The 22,408-nt window shown below is 61.6% G+C and carries 29 protein-coding genes and 2 tRNA genes; 27 read left to right on the forward strand and 4 right to left on the reverse strand.

Annotated features, from left to right (window positions below; all coding sequences use genetic code 11):
* Positions 1-201: 201 nt before the first annotated feature.
* From JJ869_RS06915 to JJ869_RS06990, 16 genes are all read left to right on the forward strand, one after another.
* On the forward strand, positions 202-1,686 hold the full coding sequence (locus JJ869_RS06915) for a UDP-N-acetylmuramoyl-L-alanyl-D-glutamate--2,6-diaminopimelate ligase (RefSeq protein WP_292265532.1): 1,485 nt from the start codon (positions 202-204) through the stop codon (positions 1,684-1,686).
* The gene (murF, locus tag JJ869_RS06920; protein WP_292265533.1) at positions 1,683-3,125 is read left to right on the forward strand and encodes a UDP-N-acetylmuramoyl-tripeptide--D-alanyl-D-alanine ligase; all 1,443 of its coding nucleotides are present in this window, start codon (positions 1,683-1,685) and stop codon (positions 3,123-3,125) included. The genes JJ869_RS06915 and murF overlap by 4 nt, the downstream gene beginning before the upstream one ends.
* Positions 3,126-3,132: 7 nt before the next feature.
* Positions 3,133-4,215 carry a phospho-N-acetylmuramoyl-pentapeptide-transferase gene (gene mraY / locus JJ869_RS06925; RefSeq protein WP_292265534.1) on the forward strand — a complete coding sequence of 361 codons (1,083 nt, stop codon included), beginning with the start codon at positions 3,133-3,135 and terminating at the stop codon, positions 4,213-4,215.
* Between the two features lie 229 nt (positions 4,216-4,444).
* The gene (locus tag JJ869_RS06930) at positions 4,445-5,665 is read left to right on the forward strand and encodes a Coenzyme F420 hydrogenase/dehydrogenase, beta subunit C-terminal domain (RefSeq protein ID WP_292265536.1); all 1,221 of its coding nucleotides are present in this window, start codon (positions 4,445-4,447) and stop codon (positions 5,663-5,665) included.
* A 68-nt stretch (positions 5,666-5,733) separates the two neighbouring features.
* Positions 5,734-6,213, forward strand: coding sequence for a UPF0262 family protein (locus JJ869_RS06935; RefSeq protein ID WP_292265538.1), 480 nt, complete (start codon positions 5,734-5,736; stop codon positions 6,211-6,213).
* A gap of 3 nt (positions 6,214-6,216) precedes the next feature.
* Positions 6,217-6,666, forward strand: coding sequence for a low molecular weight phosphatase family protein (locus JJ869_RS06940; protein WP_292265540.1), 450 nt, complete (start codon positions 6,217-6,219; stop codon positions 6,664-6,666).
* Entirely contained in the window at positions 6,663-7,058 is a 396-nt protein-coding gene (locus JJ869_RS06945) for a ketosteroid isomerase-related protein (protein WP_292265542.1), read from the forward strand. Before JJ869_RS06940 ends, JJ869_RS06945 begins: the two co-directional genes overlap by 4 nt.
* Complete coding sequence (locus JJ869_RS06950) at positions 7,058-7,654, forward strand: GNAT family N-acetyltransferase (protein ID WP_292265544.1); 597 nt, start codon at positions 7,058-7,060, stop codon at positions 7,652-7,654. The genes JJ869_RS06945 and JJ869_RS06950 overlap by 1 nt, the downstream gene beginning before the upstream one ends.
* Positions 7,651-8,535 carry a carbon-nitrogen hydrolase family protein gene (locus JJ869_RS06955; protein WP_292265546.1) on the forward strand — a complete coding sequence of 295 codons (885 nt, stop codon included), beginning with the start codon at positions 7,651-7,653 and terminating at the stop codon, positions 8,533-8,535. Before JJ869_RS06950 ends, JJ869_RS06955 begins: the two co-directional genes overlap by 4 nt.
* Before the next feature lie 82 nt (positions 8,536-8,617).
* Complete coding sequence (infA, locus tag JJ869_RS06960; RefSeq protein ID WP_005978431.1) at positions 8,618-8,836, forward strand: translation initiation factor IF-1; 219 nt, start codon at positions 8,618-8,620, stop codon at positions 8,834-8,836.
* A gap of 7 nt (positions 8,837-8,843) precedes the next feature.
* On the forward strand, positions 8,844-9,422 hold the full coding sequence (locus tag JJ869_RS06965) for a Maf family protein (RefSeq protein ID WP_292265547.1): 579 nt from the start codon (positions 8,844-8,846) through the stop codon (positions 9,420-9,422).
* A complete protein-coding gene (locus JJ869_RS06970) occupies positions 9,419-10,441 on the forward strand; it encodes a ribonuclease E/G (RefSeq protein ID WP_292265548.1) in 1,023 nt (340 codons plus the stop codon). The genes JJ869_RS06965 and JJ869_RS06970 overlap by 4 nt, the downstream gene beginning before the upstream one ends.
* Entirely contained in the window at positions 10,438-10,629 is a 192-nt protein-coding gene (gene yacG / locus JJ869_RS06975) for a DNA gyrase inhibitor YacG (protein ID WP_292265549.1), read from the forward strand. The genes JJ869_RS06970 and yacG overlap by 4 nt, the downstream gene beginning before the upstream one ends.
* A gap of 38 nt (positions 10,630-10,667) precedes the next feature.
* Positions 10,668-11,414 (forward strand): carboxyltransferase domain-containing protein, encoded by a 747-nt coding sequence (locus JJ869_RS06980; RefSeq protein WP_292265551.1) that lies wholly within the window; start codon positions 10,668-10,670, stop codon positions 11,412-11,414.
* Positions 11,411-12,433: a biotin-dependent carboxyltransferase family protein gene (locus JJ869_RS06985; RefSeq protein WP_292265552.1), complete on the forward strand. Its 1,023-nt coding sequence runs from the start codon at positions 11,411-11,413 to the stop codon at positions 12,431-12,433. Before JJ869_RS06980 ends, JJ869_RS06985 begins: the two co-directional genes overlap by 4 nt.
* A 3-nt stretch (positions 12,434-12,436) precedes the next feature.
* Complete coding sequence (locus JJ869_RS06990; protein ID WP_292265554.1) at positions 12,437-13,219, forward strand: 5-oxoprolinase subunit PxpA; 783 nt, start codon at positions 12,437-12,439, stop codon at positions 13,217-13,219.
* On the opposite strand, the gene JJ869_RS06995 is transcribed toward JJ869_RS06990, so the two are convergent.
* A complete protein-coding gene (locus tag JJ869_RS06995; protein WP_292265555.1) occupies positions 13,195-14,460 on the reverse strand; it encodes a DUF4147 domain-containing protein in 1,266 nt (421 codons plus the stop codon). The genes JJ869_RS06990 and JJ869_RS06995 overlap by 25 nt on opposite strands.
* Positions 14,461-14,549: 89 nt before the next feature.
* Positions 14,550-14,633: transfer RNA gene (locus JJ869_RS07000), tRNA-Tyr, on the reverse strand.
* Between the two features lie 119 nt (positions 14,634-14,752).
* Between JJ869_RS07000 and rlmB the strand changes: the two genes are divergently transcribed.
* The 8 genes from rlmB (at position 14,753) to JJ869_RS07040 (ending at position 20,055) form a co-directional block, all read left to right on the forward strand.
* Positions 14,753-15,532 (forward strand): 23S rRNA (guanosine(2251)-2'-O)-methyltransferase RlmB, encoded by a 780-nt coding sequence (gene rlmB, locus JJ869_RS07005; protein WP_292265557.1) that lies wholly within the window; start codon positions 14,753-14,755, stop codon positions 15,530-15,532.
* Between the two features lie 49 nt (positions 15,533-15,581).
* Positions 15,582-15,908 (forward strand): hypothetical protein, encoded by a 327-nt coding sequence (locus JJ869_RS07010; RefSeq protein WP_292265559.1) that lies wholly within the window; start codon positions 15,582-15,584, stop codon positions 15,906-15,908.
* A 186-nt stretch (positions 15,909-16,094) separates the two neighbouring features.
* On the forward strand, positions 16,095-17,237 hold the full coding sequence (gene ribB, locus JJ869_RS07015) for a 3,4-dihydroxy-2-butanone-4-phosphate synthase (RefSeq protein WP_292265560.1): 1,143 nt from the start codon (positions 16,095-16,097) through the stop codon (positions 17,235-17,237).
* Positions 17,237-17,788, forward strand: a complete 552-nt coding sequence (locus JJ869_RS07020) for a 6,7-dimethyl-8-ribityllumazine synthase (protein WP_292265561.1) — start codon at positions 17,237-17,239, stop codon at positions 17,786-17,788. The genes ribB and JJ869_RS07020 overlap by 1 nt, the downstream gene beginning before the upstream one ends.
* Positions 17,785-18,273, forward strand: a complete 489-nt coding sequence (gene nusB, locus JJ869_RS07025; RefSeq protein ID WP_292265562.1) for a transcription antitermination factor NusB — start codon at positions 17,785-17,787, stop codon at positions 18,271-18,273. The genes JJ869_RS07020 and nusB overlap by 4 nt, the downstream gene beginning before the upstream one ends.
* Before the next feature lie 77 nt (positions 18,274-18,350).
* On the forward strand, positions 18,351-18,683 hold the full coding sequence (locus tag JJ869_RS07030) for a hypothetical protein (RefSeq protein WP_292265563.1): 333 nt from the start codon (positions 18,351-18,353) through the stop codon (positions 18,681-18,683).
* Between the two features lie 265 nt (positions 18,684-18,948).
* A complete protein-coding gene (locus JJ869_RS07035; protein WP_292265564.1) occupies positions 18,949-19,428 on the forward strand; it encodes an MmcB family DNA repair protein in 480 nt (159 codons plus the stop codon).
* A gap of 141 nt (positions 19,429-19,569) precedes the next feature.
* Complete coding sequence (locus JJ869_RS07040) at positions 19,570-20,055, forward strand: BPSL0067 family protein (protein WP_292265565.1); 486 nt, start codon at positions 19,570-19,572, stop codon at positions 20,053-20,055.
* Positions 20,056-20,070: 15 nt separating this feature from the next.
* Here the strand turns inward: JJ869_RS07040 and JJ869_RS07045 are convergent, their stop codons facing one another.
* Positions 20,071-20,268: a DUF6324 family protein gene (locus JJ869_RS07045; protein ID WP_292265566.1), complete on the reverse strand. Its 198-nt coding sequence runs from the start codon at positions 20,266-20,268 to the stop codon at positions 20,071-20,073.
* A gap of 90 nt (positions 20,269-20,358) precedes the next feature.
* On the opposite strand from JJ869_RS07045, the gene JJ869_RS07050 reads away from it, so the two are divergent.
* Together JJ869_RS07050 and JJ869_RS07055 are read left to right on the forward strand one after the other, a co-directional pair.
* A complete protein-coding gene (locus tag JJ869_RS07050; protein WP_292265567.1) occupies positions 20,359-20,844 on the forward strand; it encodes a GNAT family N-acetyltransferase in 486 nt (161 codons plus the stop codon).
* A gap of 52 nt (positions 20,845-20,896) precedes the next feature.
* Positions 20,897-20,973, forward strand: a tRNA-His gene (locus tag JJ869_RS07055).
* Between the two features lie 3 nt (positions 20,974-20,976).
* Here the strand turns inward: JJ869_RS07055 and JJ869_RS07060 are convergent.
* On the reverse strand, positions 20,977-21,282 hold the full coding sequence (locus JJ869_RS07060; RefSeq protein WP_292265568.1) for a DUF6476 family protein: 306 nt from the start codon (positions 21,280-21,282) through the stop codon (positions 20,977-20,979).
* On the opposite strand from JJ869_RS07060, the gene JJ869_RS07065 reads away from it, so the two are divergent.
* The gene (locus tag JJ869_RS07065) at positions 21,281-22,306 is read left to right on the forward strand and encodes an RluA family pseudouridine synthase (protein ID WP_292265569.1); all 1,026 of its coding nucleotides are present in this window, start codon (positions 21,281-21,283) and stop codon (positions 22,304-22,306) included. The genes JJ869_RS07060 and JJ869_RS07065 overlap by 2 nt on opposite strands.
* Positions 22,307-22,408: the final 102 nt, after the last annotated feature.

Here is a 22,408-nt window from a genome sequence, read left to right on the forward strand (position 1 = left end):
CCGGTTGAAACCAGCGGAACCAAACCGCGCCGCACCGCTGGTTGGACGGCTGTTCCGGTGGCTGCCGAAATGATCCGTCGCGTCGCACCGCTTCTGGGCTTGCGCCCGGAGGTCGAAACGCTGCAATTGACGGGCATCATCAACACCTCGAACTGAGGGCGATTGCCCCGGTTGCGGGGCACAGGACACGAGGGGGTCGTCATGGCAGCAAAGGGCAAAAGCCTGAGCGAGCTGGGTCTGACGGCGCGCGGCCGCGCGGATGCAATTGTGACCGGGCTTGCGGTGGACAGCCGGGATGTCAAAGAAGGCTATCTGTTCGCGGCGCTGCCGGGCACAAAGGTGCATGGTGGGGAGTTCATCCAATACGCGTTGCGTATGGGTGCTGCTGCTGTTCTGACGGATATGGAAGGCGCCGAGATCGCAAGGGAAGAGCTTGCAGCGTCACCTGTGGCGGTGGTGATTGCTGCCGATCCGCGTCAGACACTTGCGTTCTGCGCCGCGCTTTGGTTCGAAAAGCAGCCTGACACAGTGGTCGCGGTCACCGGCACCAATGGCAAGACCAGCGTCGCCAGTTTCGTGCGGCGGATCTGGCAGTTGCTGGGGATACCGGCGGTTAATCTTGGGACAACCGGGGTAGAGGGCGACTGGCAAGCACCATTGATGCACACCACGCCGGAGCCAATCACTTTGCACCGCGCTTTGGCGGGCGCAGCCGACGCCGGAATCGACCATGCTGCGATGGAAGCGTCCTCGCATGGCTTGGCCCAGCGGCGGCTCGATGGTGTGAACCTGCGCGCGGCGGGGTTCACCAATTTCACCCAGGATCATCTGGATTACCACGACAGCTTCGAGGCGTATTTCGACGCGAAGGCGGGGCTCTTTGCGCGTGTGCTGCCCGAGGACGGGATCGCGGTGATCAATATCGATGATGCGCGGGGCGTCGATATGCTGGCCATCGCGCGGGCGCGGGGGCAGGAGATCATGACCGTCGGGCGCGACACGGCTGCCGATATGGTGCTGCTGGGTCAGCGCTTTGATGCCACCGGGCAGGATGTGCGGATCAAGTTTGGCGGTGAGACTTTTCAGACCCGGTTGAACCTCGTGGGTGGATTTCAGGCGGAAAACGTCATGGTTGCCGTCGGTCTGGTGATTGCGAGCGGCGTGACGCCGGATCGGGTGTTCGCGGTCCTGCCAGAGCTGGAAACTGTGCGGGGACGGATGCAGCTGGCGGCGACGCGCAGCAATGGGGCGGCGGTTTATGTGGATTACGCGCATACGCCGGATGCGGTGGCGACCGCCTGTCAGGCGATCCGCCCGCATGTGATGGGGCGGCTGGTGGCCATCATCGGGGCGGGCGGCGACCGGGATCCGGGCAAGCGGCCCCTGATGGGGGCCGCAGCGGCAGAATTCGCCGATCAGGTGATTGTCACGGACGACAACCCGCGCAGCGAAGACCCTGCGCTTATTCGCGAGGCGGTGCTGGAAGGCGCGCCCGAGGCGACAGAGGTGGGCGACCGGGCCGAGGCGATCCTGCGTGGTGTGGATGCGGTGGGGCCGGGTGATGCGCTGCTGATCTGCGGCAAAGGGCATGAGACCGGGCAGATCGTGGGTGACACGGTCTATCCGTTTGACGATGTGGAGCAGGCCAGCGTGGCGGTTGCGGCTTTGGACGGGAAATTGGCATGACGCTTTGGACAAGCGCAGAGGCGGCAGAGGCGACCGGCGGTCGCGTGACCGGGGAGTGGGCGGCTACAGGCGTGTCCATCGACACGCGCACGATCCAGCCGGGAGACCTGTTTGTCGCGCTCAAGGCGGCGCGCGACGGGCATGATTTCGTCGAACAAGCGTTGGAGAAGGGCGCTGCAGCTGCCTTAGTGTCCCGTGTGCCCGAGGGTTTGGCCGAAGATGCGCCGCTTCTGGTCGTGGAGGACGTGCAGGCAGGGCTGGAGGCTTTGGGCCGTGCCTCGCGGGCGCGGACAAAGGCCAAGGTGGTTGGCGTGACCGGGTCGGTCGGCAAGACCTCGACCAAAGAGATGTTGCGCACGGTTCTGGCCTCGCATGGCAAGGTCCATGCGGCTGAGGCGAGCTATAACAACCATTGGGGTGTGCCGCTGACGCTGGTGCGGATGCCACGCGACACCGAATTCGCGGTGATCGAGATCGGCATGAATCACCCTGGCGAGATTGCTCCGCTGAGCCGCATGGCGCGGCCGCATGTGGCCATCGTGACCATTGTGGCCCCTGCGCATCTGGAGGCGTTCGAGAGCATCGAAGGGATCGCGCACGAGAAAGCGTCGATCTTCGACGGTTTGGAGCCGGATGGCGTGGCGATCTGGAATGGCGACCTGCCGACCAGCGGTATTCTGCAGGCCCGGGCCGAAGAAATCGGCGACCTCAGCGTGTCTTTCGGGGAATCCGACGGCTGCGACATGCGTGTGACTTCGGTCCGGGCGCAGGATGCGTGCAGCGTGGCTCAGGCGGCGTTTTCCGGCGGTGAGATGCTCTACAAGATCGACGCCCCAGGGCGGCATTTCGCCATCAACGGCGCTGCGGTTCTCGCGGTGGCCGAGGTGCTGGGGCTGGACCGGGCGCTGTCGCTTGCGGCGATGGGGCGCTGGCATCCCGGCGCGGGGCGCGGGGCACATGTGACGATCCACCTCGATTCCACCGATCCGAAGGCGACACTGGCGCTGTTCGATGATGCCTATAACGCCAACCCGGCCTCGGTGGCGGCGGCTTTGGCGGTGCTGGCGGCAGCCCCGGTGCAGAATGATGTGGGGCGGGTCAGCAAGGGACGCCGCATCGCGGTGCTGGGCGATATGAAAGAACTGGGGCCGACCGGGCCAGACCTGCACGCCGCGCTTGCGGATCTGCCGGACACCAAGGCGCTGGACAAGGTGCATTGCGTTGGTCCGTTGATGCGGCACCTCCACGAGGCGCTGCCCGACACGCAGCGGGGGTTGTGGTTTGAGACTTCGGACGACATGGCGGCGCGGCTTCCCCGCCAGCTTGATGCTGGGGATGTGGTGATGGTGAAGGGATCGCTGTCGATGCGGCTGGCGCGTGTGGTTGACGCCATCCGCAATATGAGCCAAGGCAGCGCGCGCGACGAGGCGGAAGGATGAAAAGTTCATGTTGTTTTGGTTGACCGCACTGTCGGACGGGGGGGATTTCTTCAACCTCTTTCGCTATATCACGTTCCGCGCCGGGGGCGCGTTCCTGACCGCGCTGATCTTTGGCTTCCTGTTTGGGCGGCCGTTGATCAACGTGTTGCGCAAACGGCAGGGCAAGGGTCAGCCGATCCGCAGCGACGGACCCGAGGGGCATTTTTCCAAGGCAGGTACGCCCACCATGGGGGGGTTGTTGATCGTTGGCGCGCTGCTGACATCAACGCTGCTTTGGGCACGGCTGGACAACCCGTTCGTATGGATGGTGCTGTTTGTCACCATGAGTTTTGCGCTGATTGGCTTTGCCGATGACTATGCCAAGGTGAAGAAGCAGAACACCGCAGGTGTGTCCGGTAAGGTTCGGCTTTTGCTGGGGTTTCTGATCGCGGCGATCGCAGGTTACTGGGCGGCGCAATACCATCCCGAAGAACTGACGAACCAGTTGGCGTTCCCTGTGTTCAAGGACACGCTGCTCAACCTTGGGTATCTCTTTGTGCCCTTTGCCGTGATCGTGATCGTCGGTGCGGCCAATGCGGTGAACCTGACGGACGGGCTTGACGGTTTGGCGATCATGCCGGTGATGATCGCGGCGGGCACGCTGGGCGTGATCGCCTATGCGGTGGGCCGTGTCGACTTCACCGAATATCTGGACGTACATTACGTGCCCGGCACAGGCGAGATCCTGATCTTTACCGCCGGGCTGTTCGGCGGAGGCCTTGGGTTCCTGTGGTACAACGCGCCGCCGGCTGCGGTGTTCATGGGGGATACCGGGTCTTTGGCGCTGGGCGGTGCCTTGGGTGCGATTGCGGTGGCGACAAAGCACGAGATCGTTTTGGCCATTGTTGGCGGCTTGTTCGTGGTCGAGGCGCTGTCTGTGATCATCCAGGTGCTCTACTTCAAGCGGACCGGCAAGCGCGTGTTCCTCATGGCGCCGATCCATCACCACTACGAGAAAAAGGGCTGGGCCGAGCCGCAGATCGTGATCCGGTTCTGGATCATCTCGCTCATTTTGGCACTGATCGGGTTGGCGACGCTGAAGGTGCGCTAGGCGCTCAATCCGAAAAGTGGAAATCGGTTTTCGGATTGAGCGCAATAGAATTGCGCTCAGGGTTTCTCGTCCTTACGCCTTCGGCGACGTCTTCGGGCGTGTGTTGTCGTGACGCTTTGGCCGGGCGGTGCGCCGGTGCATTTGCGTATTTGGAAAAAGAAGAAGTGTTGACTCGCATTTCGCTGAACTGTCAACTAAAGTTGACATATTGTTGCATGGAGAGTCTGACATGGACGGTGGTCGCATAGGCTTGACAGTTCCCGAGATCGGTGGCGCGCCGCGGGCGGGGCTGTGTACCGATTGTGGTGTGTCGCGCCTTGGTGATGGCCGTGGCTGTGGCAGGGCCTGCCAATTCATTCAGCCGGATTACGAGAGCCTTGAGCGGTCTTTGCATGGACGTGTGGCTGGCGTGGGTGATGAGGCGTTTTTTGGTGTGGCGCAGGCCATGTACCGCGCGCGGCTGGAGCCTGCCGCCGAGGGTGCGCAGTGGACTGGGTTGACCACCGGATTGGCCGCAGAATTGCTACGGGCAGGGGCGGTGGATGCGGTGCTGGCGACCGCGCCTGATCCGCTGGATCGTTGGAAGCCCATGCCCGTCATCGTGACCGAGGCCGAGCAAATGGCCCAGTGCCGGGGGATGCGCATGGGGTACGGGCCGCTGTTGGCGCTGCTGGAGCCAGCTCGGGAGGCTGGGCATCGGCGGATCGCCGTCGTTGGCGTGCCCTGCCAGGTCTATGCGCTGCGGGAGCTGGAGGCGGAGCTGGGGTTCGACGAGATCACGGTGATCGGCACGCCCTGTTCGGACAACACCACGACCGAGAATTTCCACGCCTTCCTCGCGCGACTCGACGACAGGCCGGAGACCGTGTCTTATCTTGAGTTCCGCGCGGATTACCGGGTGGAGTTGCGGTTTGACGATGGGCGCAAGCCGCGCTTTGTGCCGTTTCTCAAGCTGCCGTTGTCGGACCTGCCGGCGGATTTCTTTCCGATGACCTGCAAGACCTGCGTTGATTACACCAACCGGCTGGCGGACATCACCGTGGGCTACATGGGCGGTGACGGTGACCAGTGGCTCATCGTGCGCAATGCGCGCGGGGCTGCGGTGCTGGACCGGCTGGGTGATCGGGTGGTGCGACGCGATCTGACCGACAAGGGCAAGCGCGAGGCGGCGGTCAAAGGCTTCATGGTCAACACCGAGCGCGCGGCGGGCGGGCTGCCTCTGCGGCGGATGCCTGACTGGGTGCGGCCCATCGTGGCGTGGTTGCAGCCGCGCACCGGGCCTCGTGGATTAGAGTTTGCCCGTGCGCGCGTCGAAATGAAGGCGATCGAGACGATTCTGCATCTGCGGCGGGCCCAGCCGGCGCGGATCAAGAACATGGTGCCCCCGCATGTCTGGCGCGTTGCGGCCCGCTATGGTCTGCTACCCGACAAGGACGAAACGCGCAGTTAGGCCAAAGGCCAGATTGCACGGAATATCAACGCGCGTTAGGGAGGGGCGCAGATCAAGGAAGACGGCCCATGACACGCATTGCCCATATCGAACTGGACGACGGCAATCTGCCCCCGCCCACGCCTGAGATCGAACAGGAACGCCGCGTGGCGATGTTCGACCTGATGGAGCACAACACGTTTGAACTGCCCGACCGCGACGGGCGTCCGGTTCCGCAGGGGCCATATAACGTGGGGCTGTCAATTCGGGACAAACGATTGGTCTTTGATGTCACCACCGAAAGCCATGAGAAGGCGGCGGAATTTCACCTGTCGCTGTCGCCGTTCCGGCAGGTGGTGAAGGATTATTTCCAGATCTGCAAATCCTATTTCGACGCGGTGAAAACCCTGCCGCCAAGCCAGATCGAGACCATCGACATGGCGAGACGCGGTATTCACAACGAAGGCGCGCGCATTCTGCAGGAACGGCTCGACGGCAAGGTGAAGGTAGATGACGACACCGCACGGCGCCTGTTCACCCTGGTCTGCGTCCTGCATTTCGGGGGCTGAGGTTTGAAAGCGCTGCCGCAGTCGATTCTGTTTTGCTGCGATCACAATGCGGTTCGGTCTCCCATGGCCGAGGGGATCATGAAGAAGCTCTATGGCTTCGAGACCTATGTGCAATCGGTCGGCGTGATGAACGACCTCGAAATCGACGGCTTCGCGATCTCGGTTTGCGACGAGATCGGAGTTGCCTTAAGCCGCCATCGGTCACGGTCTTTCGACGAGTTGGAAGAGAACGGTGAGGCGCTGTCCGGGTTCGATCTGATCGTGGCCCTGTCACCGGCTTCGCAACGGCGGGCGCTGGATCTGACGCGGTTCTATCATCTGACGGTGGAGTATTGGCCGATCATGGACCCGACCGGGCTCGGCGAGACGCGCGAGCAGAAGCTCAATTCCTATCGGCAGACGCGCGATCAGCTTGTCGATCACTTGAAACGCAAATGGGGAGGGCAGCTATGAGCCGCGCCACAATCGAGCGATATTTTGATGCGTTCAACCGCAAGGACATTGCGGGCATGCTGGACTGCCTGACAGAGGACGTGGCGCATCATGTGAACGAGGGCAATGTGCGGATCGGCCGCGCGGCGTTCGAAGAGTTCTGCGGGCATATGGCGCGGTGCTATGACGAAACGCTGACCGAGATGGTGGTGTTTGTCGCTGAAGATGGCGCGCGCGGCGCGGCAGAATACATGGTGAACGGCACCTATCTGACCACGGATGCCGGGCTGCCCGAGGCCAAGGGGCAGGGCTATCGCCTGCCTGCAGGGTCGTTCTTTTCGCTGACCGATGGCAAGATCAGCCGCGTCGTGACCTATTACAACCTCAGCGACTGGATCAAACAGGTCTCGTGATGCGGATCGAGGCACTGACCGGAGAGGCGCTGGACGCGGCTCTGGACGATGTGGCGGTGCTGCGCATACGGGTGTTTCGGGACTGGCCGTATCTTTATGACGGCGATCTGGAGTATGAGCGCGGGTATCTGGAGACCTATCGGACCTCGGACGCGGCGATCCTTGTGGGCGCGTTTGATGGCAATCGGCTGGTCGGTGCGGCGACAGGCACGCCGATGGCGGATCACGCCGATGATTTTGCGGCTGCCTTTGATGGAACCGGACTGGCGCTGAACGACATCTTCTATTGTGCCGAGTCGGTTCTTTTACCGGAGTATCGCGGGCGTGGTGTGGGCCACCGATTCTTTGACCTGCGCGAGGCGCATGGGCGTGAATTGGGGGCCACGGTGTCTGCCTTTTGCGGGGTGGTTCGGCCTCTGGATCATCCGTTGCGGCCAGACGGGTATCGGCCCTTGGATGGGTTCTGGCGCAAGCGGGGATATGCGCCGTTGGATGGGGCCATCGCGTGGTTTTCATGGAAAGACGTCGGCGAGACCGAGACAACGCGGAAGCCGTTGCAGGTCTGGACTCGGGCGTTGACGGAGGATGAGAAATGAGAGTTGCGGCTGCAGCGTATCCAATGGATTTCCTCGAATCTTGGAGGGCTTATGAGGAAAAGCTGACGCGATGGGTGAGCGAGGCGGCGGGTGCCGGTGCCGACCTACTGGTGTTCCCGGAATACGGCGCGATGGAGCTGGCGACGCTTGCCGGGCGCGATGTCGCGCTGGATCTGGAGGCGTCGCTCAGGGCGGTGTCAGACCGGATCGCAGAGGCGGATGCGTTGCATGCGAAGCTGGCGAAGGAGTTCGGGGTGTATATTCTCGCAGCCTCCGCCCCGGTCTTCGACCCCGAGCTTGGGGAGCGTCCCGTGAATCGCGCCCGAATCTTAGCGCCGGATGGCAGTATGGACCATCAGGACAAGCAAATCATGACGCGATTCGAACGTGAAGAGTGGAATGTCGTGGCCGGTGGGCCGCTGCACATGTTCGACACGGCGCTGGGTCGAATCGGCATCCTGATCTGCTATGACAGTGAGTTTCCTTTGCTCGGGCGGGCGATGGCCGATGCGGATCTGATCCTTGTGCCATCCTGTACCGAAGCACTGACCGGGTATTCGCGGGTGCGGATTGGCGCGATGGCGCGGGCGTTGGAGAATCAGTGCGTTACGATCATGTCCTCAACCGTCGGTGCTTGCGACTGGTCCGAAGCGGTGGACATGAACACGGGTATGGGCGGCATTTTCGGCCCACCCGATACCGGGTTTCCAGCCACGGGCGTGATCGCGGAAGGCACATTGAACCAGCCAGGTTGGACCTATGCCGATGTCGATCTGGCGCAGATTGCCCATGTGCGTGCGGATGGTGTGGTGCTCAACCGGAAGCACTGGGACGACCAGACGGGACGTGACGTGATTGCCGCAGCGCGGAAACTCGGCTGAATAGGCCTTGATAAATTGGGCGTTTGGCCCCATTTAGTAGCGCGCCTCGCACTATGACGGGGCGGATAGTGAAGGAGAAACCATGGCCAAGGAAGACACGCTCGAATTTCCCGGTGTCGTCAAGGAACTCCTGCCTAACGCGACATTTCGGGTCGAGCTTGAAAACGGCCATGAGATCATCGCGCACACGGCAGGCAAAATGCGCAAGAACCGGATTCGTGTTCTTGCAGGCGACAAGGTGCAAGTCGAAATGACGCCCTACGATCTGACCAAGGGTCGGATCAACTACCGCTTCAAGTAAGCGTTCCGTGAAGCTGATCCTTGGCTCCGGCAGCCCCCGGCGGCGGGAGCTTTTGGCTCAGATCGGGGTGGAGGCGGATGACATCCGCCCGCCCGATATCAACGAAGATCCTCGCCCCGGTGAGTTGCCGCGTCCTTATTGCGTGCGTCTTGCGCGTGAGAAGGCATTGGCGATTCCCGCAAGTGACGACGAGATCGTTCTGTCTGCGGACACCACAGTTGCCTTGGGGCGGCGCATTCTGGGTAAGCCAGCGGATGCAGCCGAAGCCGCGCAGTTCCTTTATGCGTTGTCCGGGCGCAGGCATCGGGTTGTGACGGCGGTGGCTGTCCGGCGGGGCGACAAGCTTTGGGAACGGGATGTGGTCACGCAGGTGAAGATGAAATCGCTCAGCGATGCCGAGGTGAATGCCTACCTTGCCAGTGAAGACTGGCGCGGCAAGGCGGGAGGCTATGCCATCCAAGGCCCGGCAGGAGCCTTTGTGCCGTGGATCAGCGGCAGCTTCAGTGCCGTGGTCGGATTGCCGCTGGCGGAAACCGCTAACCTGCTCGTGGCTGCAGGCTATCCGCTATACGGGGTGTCGGAATGAAGGGTCGTCTGATTGCGTTGGATCACGTCGGAGACCGCGAGGCCGCGGCGCTGATGGTGGATGGAGTGGTCGAAGATCTGTTCTTCGACACGGACCAGCCCGCACCGGGCACGATCTATCGCGCGATTTGCGAACGTCCGATGAAGGGGCAGGGCGGGATGTTCCTGCGCACGCCCGACGGGTCAGCCTTTGTGCGGCAGGTCAATGGCTTGTCGCCGGGTCAGGCACTCTTGGTGCAGGTCACCGGCTATGCCGAGCCGGGCAAGGCAATTCCCGTGACGAACAAGGTACTCTTCAAAAGCCGCTATGCCATCGTTACGCCGGACGCGCCGGGGATCAACGTCTCGCGCCGGATCAAGGACGAAGATGCGCGCGAAGACTTGTTGGCGATTGCCCATGAGATCATGGATGCCGATGGGTTCGGCCTGATCCTGAGGTCCTCTTGCGAAGGGGCCGATGCGGACGAGATCGCCGACGACATCGCGGCGATGGCCGATCTGGCCGTCAAGGTGATGGCCGATGCCACGGGCGACGCGGAAACGCTGATCCTTGGCGATGGGCCGCATCTGCTCGCGTGGCGCGAATGGACGGACAAGGCCGAGATCGACAGTGCCGATGGCAGTTTCGACCGACACGGCATTCTGGATGTGCTCGACGGTTTGAAGGCGCGAGATGTGCCCTTGGGCGGATCGGCGTCGATGGCAATCGAGCCGACACGGGCGCTTGTGGCGGTGGACGTGAACACAGGCGGTGACACTAGCCCGGCGGCGGGTCTCAAGGCGAACCTTGCCGCGGTCAAAGACCTGCCGCGCCAGTTGCGGTTGCGGGGCCTTGGCGGGCAGATCGTGATTGATCCTGCTCCAACAGCCAAGAAAGACCGCCGCCAGATCGAAAGCGCTCTGCGCTCGGCGCTCAAGCGCGACAGCGTGGAAACCGTGTTCGTGGGGTGGACTCCGCTGGGGCATATCGAGTTACAACGCAAACGTGACCGACTGTCCCTGAGCGAGGTGCTGACATGAGTTGTCCCATCTGTGGCAAAGAAACGAGCCCCGATTCCCGCCCGTTTTGTTCGAAACGCTGCGCCGATGTTGATCTGGCACGCTGGCTGAACGGGAATTACGCGGTGCCCTCGGACGATCCTGAAGACATCGAAGCCGCGATCGAAGCGGCTGCACAGGCGGCGGCATCTACGGATAGGCTGCACTAACGGGTTGTCTCAGCCGACCTGCATGATACCGCTTGGACATGGCAGTTGAGACGTCTTCTTCGTTTGATCCAATAATCCGCTCCGCGGGTTTGAACGGTGTGCTGGTCAGCTTTGGCGATGTGCTGACCGAGCCGGGCAATCGCGCGGCGCTGGCCTTTTCAGCGGCGGTCGCACGTGCAGGGATCGACGGTATCGAAGAATGTGCGCCGTCCTTGGTGTCGGTCTTTGTGCAGTTTGATCCGTTGCATCTGAGCCTGGAGGTTGTGACCGCCAAGTTGACAGCGCTTCTTGCCGAACAGGACTGGTACGCAGCGCCCATGCCAGAGGGGCGGCGGTTCATCCGGGTGCCTACGGTCTACGGCACCGATCTTGCGCCACAGCTTGAGGAAGCGGCACAGGCGGCCGGGCTAACTGTCGATGACGCCATCGCCCAATTGTCCCAGGCGCGCGTGCGGGTGCAAACTATCGGATTTGCCCCCGGCCAGCCCTATCTGGGCCTTTTGCCCGAAGCCTGGAATATTCCGCGCCAGACTGCGCTGACCAAGGCTGTGCCTGAAGGCGCGTTGGTGGTGGCGATCCGACAGTTCGTCCTGTTCTCGGTGGCCAACCCGACGGGGTGGCGCCACGTCGGGCAAACCGCGTTGCGGCTCTTCCGGGCCGACAACGACACGCCCTTTTTCCTGCGTCCGGGGGATGAGGTGCAGTTCGTAAAGGCCAGTCCCGATGTGCTGGAGCGGCACAAAAATGATCCCGACGGTGGCGCCGTGATCGAGGCGATCCGATGACCCGGGCGCTGCACGTGCATCGCATCGCGCCGGGTGCCACGGTGCAGGACCAGGGCCGCACAGGGTATCGCGCCTTTGGTGTGTCTCGCGGTGGCGCGGCGGACCCGTTGGCCTTGGCCGAGGGGGCGGCGTTGCTGGGGCAATCGCTTGAGTGCGCCGCATTGGAATTACCCGGGTCCGGTGGGGTCTTCGAGGCAACCGAACCGCTCCGCATTGCCCTGACCGGCGCGCCGATGCGAGCGACACTGGATGGCGCACCGCTTGTCTGGAACGCGTCCCATGCCTTTCCAGCCGGGTCACGGCTTGAGATCGGCGGTGTGACGGCCGGCAGTTACGGGTATCTGCATGTTGGCGGCGGGTTCGACCTGCCTTTGCAGCTTGGGTCGAGATCCGCGCATCTGGCGGCTGGGGTCGGGACGGCGGTGCAGGCGGGGGACAGCCTGCCTGTGGGTGAAGACACGCGCAGCGGCGTCGGGCTTTGCCTGCCGCAGGACAGCCGGTTCGATGGTGGCGTACTCCGCTTGGTGGAAAGCTTTCAAACCGCCTTTTTTGATCCGGCCACGCGCGACCGTTTTACCGAGACCACGTTTACGCGGGACGCCCGCGCCAACCGAATGGGCTTGCGGCTTGATTCCGCAGGTGAGGGCTTTGCCACCAGCGCGGGGCTGAACATCCTGTCGGAATCGATTGTTCCTGGCGACATTCAGATCACCGGCGATGGCACGCCCTACCTGCTTTTGCGCGAAAGCCAGACAACCGGGGGCTATCCGCGGATCGCGACAGTGATTCCCGCAGATCTTCCGCGGGCGGTGCAGACCCCGTCAGGCGGTACCGTCCGATTCCGTTTCGTGTCGCGGGATGAGGCGCTCGAGGCCGAGCGGAAGATGCGCGAGCACTTGCGCGCCTTGCCGAAACTTTGCGTGCCATTGGTGCGCGATCCATCGCAGATCCGCGATCTGCTGAGCTATCAATTGATCAGTGGGGTCACGGCTGGTGACACCCCGCATGAAAAGGAGTGAGCCATGCATGTCGATCTGAACGCGGATATGGGGGAAAGCTTTGGAACGTGGCCCATGGGATCGGATGCGGCGCTTCTTGAGGTGATCACCTCGGCCAATGTCGCCTGCGGGTTTCATGCGGGTGACCCGGACGTGATGGCGCAGACGATGGGTCTTGCGGTGACCAAAGGCGTTGGCATTGGTGCGCATCCGGGCTTTCCTGACTTGCAGGGCTTCGGGCGGCGGCGGATGCATCTGAGCCATGACAACTTGCAAAATCTTGTGCGATATCAATTGGGTGCGGCGCAAGCGATGGCGCGTTCCGTTGGCGGTGAGGTGCGGCATCTGAAGCTTCACGGGGCGCTGGCCAATATGGCGTCCGAGGATGTGGCGATGGCGACGGCCTGCTACGAAGGGGCGTTGTCGGTAGATCCGAACATCATCATCATGGTGCTGGCCGCGACACAGCAGCAGGATGCGGTTGAGGCGCTGGGCTGTCGCTGGGCGGGCGAGATTTTCGCGGATCGGGCGTATAATGACGACGCGACTCTGGTGGATCGGAGCCTGCCGGGTGCGGTCATTCACGATGCGGATGTAGCGGGGCAGCGCATGGTCGATATGGTCAAGGCCGGTGCGATCATCACCGAAAGCGGCAAACACATTTCAGCGGCGGTGGACACGATCTGTCTGCATGGCGACGGCGCAACAGCGGTGCAGATCGCCCGCACCGTGCGCAGCGCACTGGCCGACGCCGGTGTCACCCTGCAACGGTTTGCAGGGCGTCAGGGCGCGATCAGCAAGGCCTGAACATCCGCTACATTGGTGCCGGTGGCGCGGGTCATCAACAGGTCACCGGCTGCTGCTAGCGCCGCGTAGCTGTCGTTGTTCGCCAAGAGTGCTGTGACGTCCTGACCTGCGGCTGCGATCCGGGGCAGGGTGCCTGAATCGACCACTCCGCCTGCGGCATCGGTCGGGCCGTCGCGGCCATCGGTGCCGCCTGACAGGAAGACCCATTTTGCGGTCATTTCAGGGGCTTGTGTTGCAACACGCAGGGCCAGTTCCTGATTGCGCCCACCCCGCCCTGTGCCGGTGAGCCTGACCGTCGTTTCCCCCCCAAAAAGCAGCGCTGTGGGTTCGGGGCGGGCGATGAGTTCGGCGAGAACCTCCTTGGCCGCATCGCCCACGTCACCGGTCAGGGCATCGCTGACGATGCGGGCGGTGACGCCGATGTTCCGCGCCTTGTCCAACATCGCTTCGAGCGACAGTCGGTTCGATCCGACGAGCGTGTTTGTTACGTCGGGCAAGGGAGGCGGTGTCCCGTGTTGTGCCTGTTCAAGATGGGTGCGAATCGAAGCCGGTGCTGCCTCCCAGATCCCTGCGGATTTGAGGGTTGCAATGGCCTCGGCTGCTGTTCCAATCGGGCTGACCGTGGGGCCAGAAGCGATGGCACGCAGATCGTCGCCGATCACATCGGACAGCAGGTAGGCATAGACTGGGGCCGGAGCGGCGTAGCGGACGAAGCCGCCACCTTTGAGCAGGCTCACCTGTTGACGCACAAGGTTCATCTGCACGATGTCAAGCCCCGCAGACAGCAGCAGGCCGTTTAACCGCGCTTTGTCGGACAAGCTGACGCCTGGCGGAGGCGCCGGCAATAATGCAGAGCCGCCCCCCGAGATCAGGGCAACAACACGGTCGGTTTCGGTCGCTTCAGTCAACATCTCCATCACCCGTTGCGCCGCACGTGCGCCAGCCTCGTCCGGTACGGGGTGTCCCGCGCGCAGGAGCTCGGCCCCGTCGAGGGTCGCGTCGTTCTCGTGATGGGTGACTGCAAGGGCGACATGGGCGTCCGGCATGGCTGCCATGGCTTCGCGCAACATGGCCGGTGCGGCCTTGCCGATGGCGATCAGGAATGTTCTTCCGTCAGGGGCCTCGGGTGGAAGCGGTGATTGGGTCAACCCGCGTCTGACAGCGCGTGCAGGGTCTGCGGCTGTGACGGCCGCATCGAACAAGAGCCGGGCTTTGGTGCGAAGCGTATCAATCTCGGTCATGTCAGGATTAGGGCTGCAACCGCCATGAAAGTCAAATGCTTGCGAGTGCAAGCTCATGCATCACTTTCACATTAGCCATCGGAGGAAAGTGGTGGGCGACCCTGGAATCGAACCAGGCGTGCGTCTCCGCGAGGGAGTTACAGTCCCCTGCCACACCTTGCGGCCTGTCGCCCACTTGGCCAAGGACCCTGCCCTTGGCGTGAGCGGGTGATTACAATTGCCCCCTTGCGGCGTCAACAGGAAAATCCCATCAAGCGACAGGTACAAAAACCGGGACAAGAAAGGGGCTGTTATGGTCAAAAAACCGAAATGGGTGGTGGCCAAGGAACAGTCCAAGAAGGCGGCTGCGGCTGAAACCGTGTGGCTGTTCGGGCTGCATGCGGTGCGCGACGCGCTGGTCAATCCGAACCGCGAGAGGCTGCGTTTGGTGGTGACTCGCAATGCGATGGACAAACTGGCCGATGCCATCGAAGCCGCTGGAATCGAACCCGAAATAAGCGATCCGCGCAGGTTTGATGCGCCCATCGATCCGCAATCGGTGCATCAGGGCGCCGCGCTTGAGGTGAAACCTTTGAATTGGGGACGGCTCGAGGATGTGGCACTTGGCGGCCCTGACGGGCCTCCGCGTGTGGTCATGCTCGACCGGGTGACCGATCCGCACAATGTGGGGGCTGTTCTGCGGTCGGCGGAAGTGTTCGGCGCCTCCGCCGTTGTGGGCACGTTGCATCACTCCGCGCCGGAAACGGGTGCCCTTGCCAAGACAGCGTCGGGCGCGTTGGAACGCCAGCCATATCTGCGGGAGCGCAACCTTGCTGACGCGATGGAACGTTTGCGATCAATGGGTTATGTCATCTTCGGTCTGGATGGCGAGGCGGAGCAGACGATTGATGAGGCGCTTGCTCCGGTCCGCGACAGGCCGATTGCGCTGGTGCTCGGGGCCGAAGGGCCGGGGTTGCGGCCCAAGACAAAGGAAACCTGTGACGCCTTGGTGAAAATTCCGTTCGCGCGGGCCTTCGGGTCGTTGAACGTGTCGAACGCGGCGGCGGTGGCGCTTTACGCCGCACGGGCGTGAACTTGCGGTCAGGGCATGGCGTGCCAATATTCCTGACGAAGGAGACGCCATGCCCCATGGAACGAAAATCGCCACCTGCTGTTATTGCGGAACCCGTGCGGCCCTTGTTTTGACAGGGAAAACCCGGCATGAGCTAAGCTGTTCGGCCTGCGGCGCACCTTTGCACGACATGAAGATGCTCCGCGCCGAGGTAACAGAGAAGCCGGGTGCGACACAGCATCGGCATGTGAGCCGACCCAAGACAGCGCCAGCGCCTTTTCCCGCCTGGGATCGTGATGCAAAGGAATCGAAGAAGAAAAAGCCGAAGAAGCGAAAGACACTGGCGCGGCGGTTTTTCGAAGAAGCGTTTGACGTGATCGAAGATATTTTCGACTGATCTGTCCGGTCCGACAGTGTATTTCATGCGGTTCCGGCCCAAAAACTCCGGTTTTCGCTGCTTTTTCGTCGATTTGAGCGCAGTCTGGCATGAACTGTACTGGTAGCTGTGTCGCACCGTACTGATGATCCGTACGGGACGTTCTACTGGTCAATTGCAACGCCGTGTTTTAAGTGCCCAAGGGCAATGACGGAGGTCCGCGTGACGACATTTGAAAACCCCGGTCCGGTCGAAGAGAACTGGAAAGACGCAATCTCTTCGGTGGAAGAGATCATCGAAGATGCGCGCAACGGCAAGATGTTCATTCTTGTCGATCATGAGGATCGCGAAAACGAAGGCGATCTGGTGATTCCCGCGCAATGGGCAACACCGGACGTGGTCAACTTCATGGCGACCCACGGGCGTGGGCTGATCTGCCTTGCCATGACGTCGAAGCGGATCGAAGAGTTGGGGCTCCAGCTCATGTCGACCAACAATTCGTCGCGGCATGAAACTGCGTTCACCGTGTCGATCGAGGCCCGCGAAGGGGTGACCACCGGGATTTCTGCGGCGGACCGGGCGCGTACCATTTCGGTGGCGATCGACGGCACCAAAGGCGCGCCGGATATTGCAACGCCGGGGCATGTGTTTCCGTTGCGGGCCAAGGATGGTGGCGTGCTGGTCCGCGCGGGTCATACCGAAGCGGCGGTAGACGTGTCGCGTCTGGCCGGGTTGAACGCGGCGGGTGTGATCTGCGAGATCATGAACGAAGACGGGTCAATGTCCCGTCTGCCGGAACTGGTGGCGTTTGCGCAGCGGCACGGTTTGAAGATCGGGACGATCAGCGACCTGATCGCCTATCGCCGTCGCCACGACAACCTTGTGCGCGTGCGCAAGGAAGAGACCATCACGTCCGAATTCGGCGGTGACTGGCAGATGCGGATTTACACCGACGAAACCCATGGCGACGAGCATATCGTGCTGAGCAAGGGCGATCTGTCGGGCGATGATCCGGTGCTGGTGCGGATGCACGCGCTGGATCCAATGCTGGATGTGGTTGGAACGGGGCCAAAGGGCCGGGCGGATGAATTCCAGCACGCGATGCAAGCCGTTGCCGAGGAAGGCCGAGGCGTTGTGGTTCTGCTGCGTGACACGTCGATGAAGCTCGACGTTGGGGACGAGGTGTCGCCCAAGACACTCCGGCAATACGGGTTGGGGGCACAAATCCTGTCGTCGCTTGGATTATCGAAACTGACGCTGCTGACAAATTCCCCGACACCGAAAGTTGTCGGCCTGGATGCCTACGGGCTTGAAATCGTTGGCACGCGCAAGATTTCGGAGCTGGGTTGATGGCCGCGTCCGTTGAACATTACACGTTGGCACGGCCCATATTCGACAAGCCTGTTAAGCTTTTGATAGTCGTTGCGCCTTATTACAAGGACATCGCGGATCAGCTGATTGCCGGTGCGCGGGCCGAGATCGAGGCATGTGGCAGCACACATGAGCTGGTCGAGGTTCCCGGCGCGTTGGAGGTTCCGACGGCTATCGGCATTGCAGAACGTATGTCGAATTTCGATGGGTACGTTGCACTGGGCTGTATCATTCGTGGCGAGACCACGCATTACGACACGGTGTGCAATGACAGCTCGCGTGGGTTGACCCTGCTTGGGCTGCAGGGTCTGTGCATCGGCAATGGCATTTTGACGGTCGAGAACATGGCGCAGGCGGAAGCGCGGGCGGAGGCGGACGGTCAGAACAAAGGCGGCGGGGCTGCGGCTGCTGCCTTGCACCTGATCGCGCTCAGCCGTAAATGGGGCTCTGCCCGCAAGGGGGTGGGGTTTGTCCCCGCCAAGGACGAATACCAGATCGCTGGTGACATCAAGGACCCGAACATCGCATGAGCCCTGCTGCCAAGCCGCCGAAAAAGGTGGATGAGAAACGCCAGAAACGGTCGGCATCGCGGCTTTATGCCGTGCAGGCGCTGTTCCAGATGGAACAGTCGGGCCAGACGGTCGACAAGGTGGCGGCAGAATTCCTTGACCATCGGTTCGGGCTGGCGCAGGTCGATGGTGAAGAATTGGTCGAAGGCGATGTCGACCTGTTTCGCCGGATCACTGAGGAAGCGGTGAACTGGCAGGCCAAGATCGACCAGATGACCGATCGGGGCCTTGTGGCGAAGTGGCCTATCGCGCGGATTGATCCAACGCTGCGGGCGCTGTTCCGCGCAGCAGGGGCCGAGCTTGTGGCAACGGAAACACCGCCCAAGGTCATCATCAACGAGTATGTGGATGTTGCGCGGGCGTTCTTTCCCGAGGGCAAGGAACCGCAATTCGTCAATGCCGTTTTGGATCACATGGCGCGCGAGGCACGGCCAGAGGCGTTCTGACCTTTGGCTGCGCGGATTGAGCGCTTTGATATCTTGGTCCAGCGTCCTATCTGTTATTTACAGACACGAGGTGGCGCATGCCCGACCTGATCAAAATGTACATCCGTCAAACAGCCATCGGGTTCGCCTTGTCGGCGGTGTTTGTGACGCTTCTGCTTTATTTCAATATCGTGAACCTGTGGCATCTGGTGACGCATACCGATGTCGGGCTGCTCGCGGTGTTCTTGCTGTGGCTCTTCAACGGCATCGTCTTTGCGGGGGTTCAGTTCGGCATTTCCATCATGTTGATGAAATATGACGACGAAGATGATGACGATGACGATCATCGTGGCATGCCTGTCGGGCTGACCCCAATCCGTGTCGAAGCCCACGCGCAGCGCCGGCAAAATCGCCAGATTTCAAGAAGATAAGCGGCGGGAACCACGGCAACCGTGCGGTTCTCTCATTCCCGAGGACCTGTATATACAGGTGGGCGTCGGTTAACCGGACCAGGGCCCGGACAGAGCCAACTCCCTCGGAATTGCTTAAGGCCACCGGAATGCAACCTGTCACGCATAGCGCAGAAACCCACCAGCCCATGAGGTAGGCGCGAAGAGCCTCCTTGACAAGGGGTATTTCCGGTCAGCAGCGACGATGTCTTGATTTTTGTTCACACTTTGTTCATGTGTGTTCGGTATGACCGACTTACCTGATCAACGTATCGGCGTATGTGCCGATTTGCAGCCCGGACAAGTTCTGGCGCGGAGGGTGTGCCGCCACCTTGCCAGCCACGGCTTTTCTGTGATCGAGGAATTCGTGCCGGATCGCGGTCTGCGGGTCGATGTGATGGCGTTGGGACCGAAAGGCGAGATCTGGATCGTCGAATGCAAATCCTCGCGCGCGGATTTTCAGTCGGATCAGAAATGGGAGGGCTATCTTGACTGGTGTGACCGCTATTTCTGGGCGGTTGATCTGGAGTTTCCGTCAGAGCTTCTGCCGGTCGAAACCGGCCTGATCATCGCAGACGGGTATGACGCGGAAATCGTGCGGATGGCCCCTGAGGACAAGCTTGCCGGAGCGCGGCGGAATGTGCTGATCCGCAAATTCGCCACCCATGCGGCGCGCCGACTGCACGCACTTCGTGATCCGGAGGCGGTGCTCAGCGCTTGGGCTTGAGACGAAAGACTGCGGCAAAGGCATAGAAAGATTTGGGCAAGAAAAAATCTTGATTGCTATTTTCCGGAATTCGGCAAATCTGGCCGTTAGAACGACATGTCTTTTTCCTTCTTCCTCAAGCCTTTTTTGCGGAGCATCCCGATGCCCATGCCTGGCGACCTGTTCGCCCCTCATTTGATGATCTGTTTCGGTGTCGACGTGGATTTGCCAGGTGCGGTTTCCGCGGACAACAAGATCGAATTTCGTGCGCCTTTGAAAGGCATTGCAAAATATGCAGGGCGCAGCCTGGGGCTTGGCAAGCTTAAGGGCGAATGTGCCACTGGGGTGCAATCCGCGCTTTGGCTGAACGGGGCCAAGATCGGCGGGACGCGCAACTGGAAACCCGGGCGAAAGGTCAAAGGCAATGACGTTTCGCCGGGGACGGCAATCGCGTCGTTTCGCGACGGGGTGTATCAAAACGATCATGCCGCGATCTTCGTGAAACAGGACGCCGACGGGATCACCGTCTACGATCAGTATAACAAGCCGCCGAAGCCGTGGGGCGTGCGGGTCCTGAAGTTCGGAACAAAGCGAAAAAACGACTATTCGAATGATGGCGAATTTTTCTACACCATCGTTCTGAACTAAGAGAGCAAATGCGGCTTACTTGCGCTTGGGTTTGACCTTGCGGGCGGCGGTGGCGGCGAGGCGGATTTCCTCGGCGATTTCGTCAGCCTCTTCAGGAGAAAAATCCATCGGGATCTCGATGCCATCAGCCAGAATGAACAGGCGCACCATGCCCAGATCGGTTGGGCCGATTTGCAGGTTTGCTTCGATGTCGCGTTCGGTGTTGATGCCCATGACTGGTCTCCGGCGGGATGGAAGGTCAGGACATGGCCCATAGCGCTGGGGGGCTTGTTTTGCAAGGTGGAGCCGGGGCAGAGTGCCGGCATGTCTGACGGTGTTTCCCTTCGCAGCTATGATCCCGGTGATTTCGACTGGCTGGTCGATCTGCATGGCCGCCATTACGCCGAGGCGGAGGGGTTTGACGAGACGTTCGCGCCGCTGGTGGCGACGATCTTGCGGGATTTCGAGGCCGGGCATGACCCGAGCTGTGAACGCGGCTGGATTGCGGTGCGGGATGGTGCGCGGCTGGGCAGCATCTTTTGCGTCCGTCTGGACGACATGACGGCCAAGCTTCGGCTGTTCATTCTGTCGCCCGAAGCGCGGGGCATGGGTCTGGGCAAGCGGATGCTGACCACCTGCATGGGATTCGCACGCATGTGCGGGTACACTGGGATGCAACTGTGGACACACGAAAGCCACACGGCCGCCTGCGCACTCTACCGCGCCAATGGCTGGCGCTGCACATCGTCCAAGCCGGTGCACAGCTTTGGCGTCGATCTGGTGGAACAGGCGTGGGAAGTCACGTTGTAGCGGCAGATGGGTCTTGCAAAGGCCGGAACCTGCCGTTATTTCGCCCCTCAGTGCCGACATAGCTCAGTAGGTTAGAGCGCTTGATTGTGGATCAAGAGGTCCCCCGTTCGAGCCGGGGTGTCGGTACCATCCTCACTCTGTTTCGATGTCGATGGTCTGCATCAGACGTCCGCTGTCGCGGGCAAAGATCAGGATTTGATCATCCTCGGTCACCACGGCGTACCAGTTGCGCGCTTGTGTGAAGGCGGTGGCGGTTGTGCCGCCTGGCAGGGTGATCGTATCGGGCAGGGGGGCGGCACTTTGATTGTAGCGGATGACAATCAGTGCGGTGATGAGTATGACCCCCCCGATCATAGTAGCGGTCAGGACCGTCACCAGTCGCCGCAGGAAACGCAGGTTGGCCGGTTCCGGGGCCTGATCTTCGGGGGCGTTGTCCATGTCTGACTCCATTCTGCGCGTGACCATCGGGGCCGAGCCGCCGCCGCGCCTTGATAAGGCCTTGGCGCGCGACGTGCCAGAGGAGGCGGCGCTGTCGCGAACACGGCTGGCCAAGCTGATAGATGAAGGTGCGGTGCGGCACGCAGGTCAGGTGGTGACCAATCCCAAGGTCAGCGTGGCCGAGGGGGATGTGATCGAGATCGCGCTGCCCGAAGTGACGGAAAGCCATATCGAGGCGGAAAAGCTGCCGCTCGACGTGCGATATGAGGACGACGACCTGATCGTGGTCATGAAACCAGCGGGCATGGTGGTGCATCCGGCGCCCGGCACCCCCGATGGCACGTTGGTCAATGCGCTGCTCCACCATTTTGGGGGGAAGCTGTCGGGTGTGGGTGGTGTTGGGCGGCCGGGTATCGTGCACCGGATCGACAAGGACACCAGCGGGTTTCTGGTGATCGCCAAATCGGATCGCGCACATCACGGGCTGGCGGACCAGTTTGCGGCGCATAGTGTCGAACGGCTTTATCTGGCTCTGGTGCATGGGCATCCCGACCCTGCCGATCCCCGTTTGCGTGGAGTGCGCGGCGTGTCAATCGAACCGGGTGCGGTGATCAAGGTCACCAGTGATCTCGCGCGGCACAAGACGGACCGTCAGAAACAAGCGGTGTTTTTCGGGCATGGCAAACATGCGATCACGCGGGCGCGCGTGCTGGAGGTGTTTGGTACCCCGGCACAGCTGTCGCTGGTGGAGTGTCGGCTTGAGACCGGTCGCACCCATCAGATCCGGGTGCATATGGCGCATGCGGGACATGGGCTGATCGGTGATCGGGTTTATGGCGGGCGGCGCAAGGTGGCCAAAGGCGCGCTGCCGGATGAGGCCATGGTGCGTCTGGCCGCGTTCGACCGCCAAGCGCTACATGCGGCGGTTTTGGGTTTTGAGCATCCCGTAAGCGGTGAAACCATCCGGTTCGAAGCCGCGTTACCCAAAGACATGGATGATCTGATCACAAGTTTGCGTGGCTGAAACAATCGTCCCATGTGCGTGAGCGCACTGACATGCCGCTTACAACCGCGTCGGTGTGCGTTAAATTGGATTTAACGAAACGCAGATACTTGAAATCGTCGG

This window comes from Marivita sp., assembly GCF_017643905.1.
Taxonomy (GTDB): domain Bacteria; phylum Pseudomonadota; class Alphaproteobacteria; order Rhodobacterales; family Rhodobacteraceae; genus Marivita.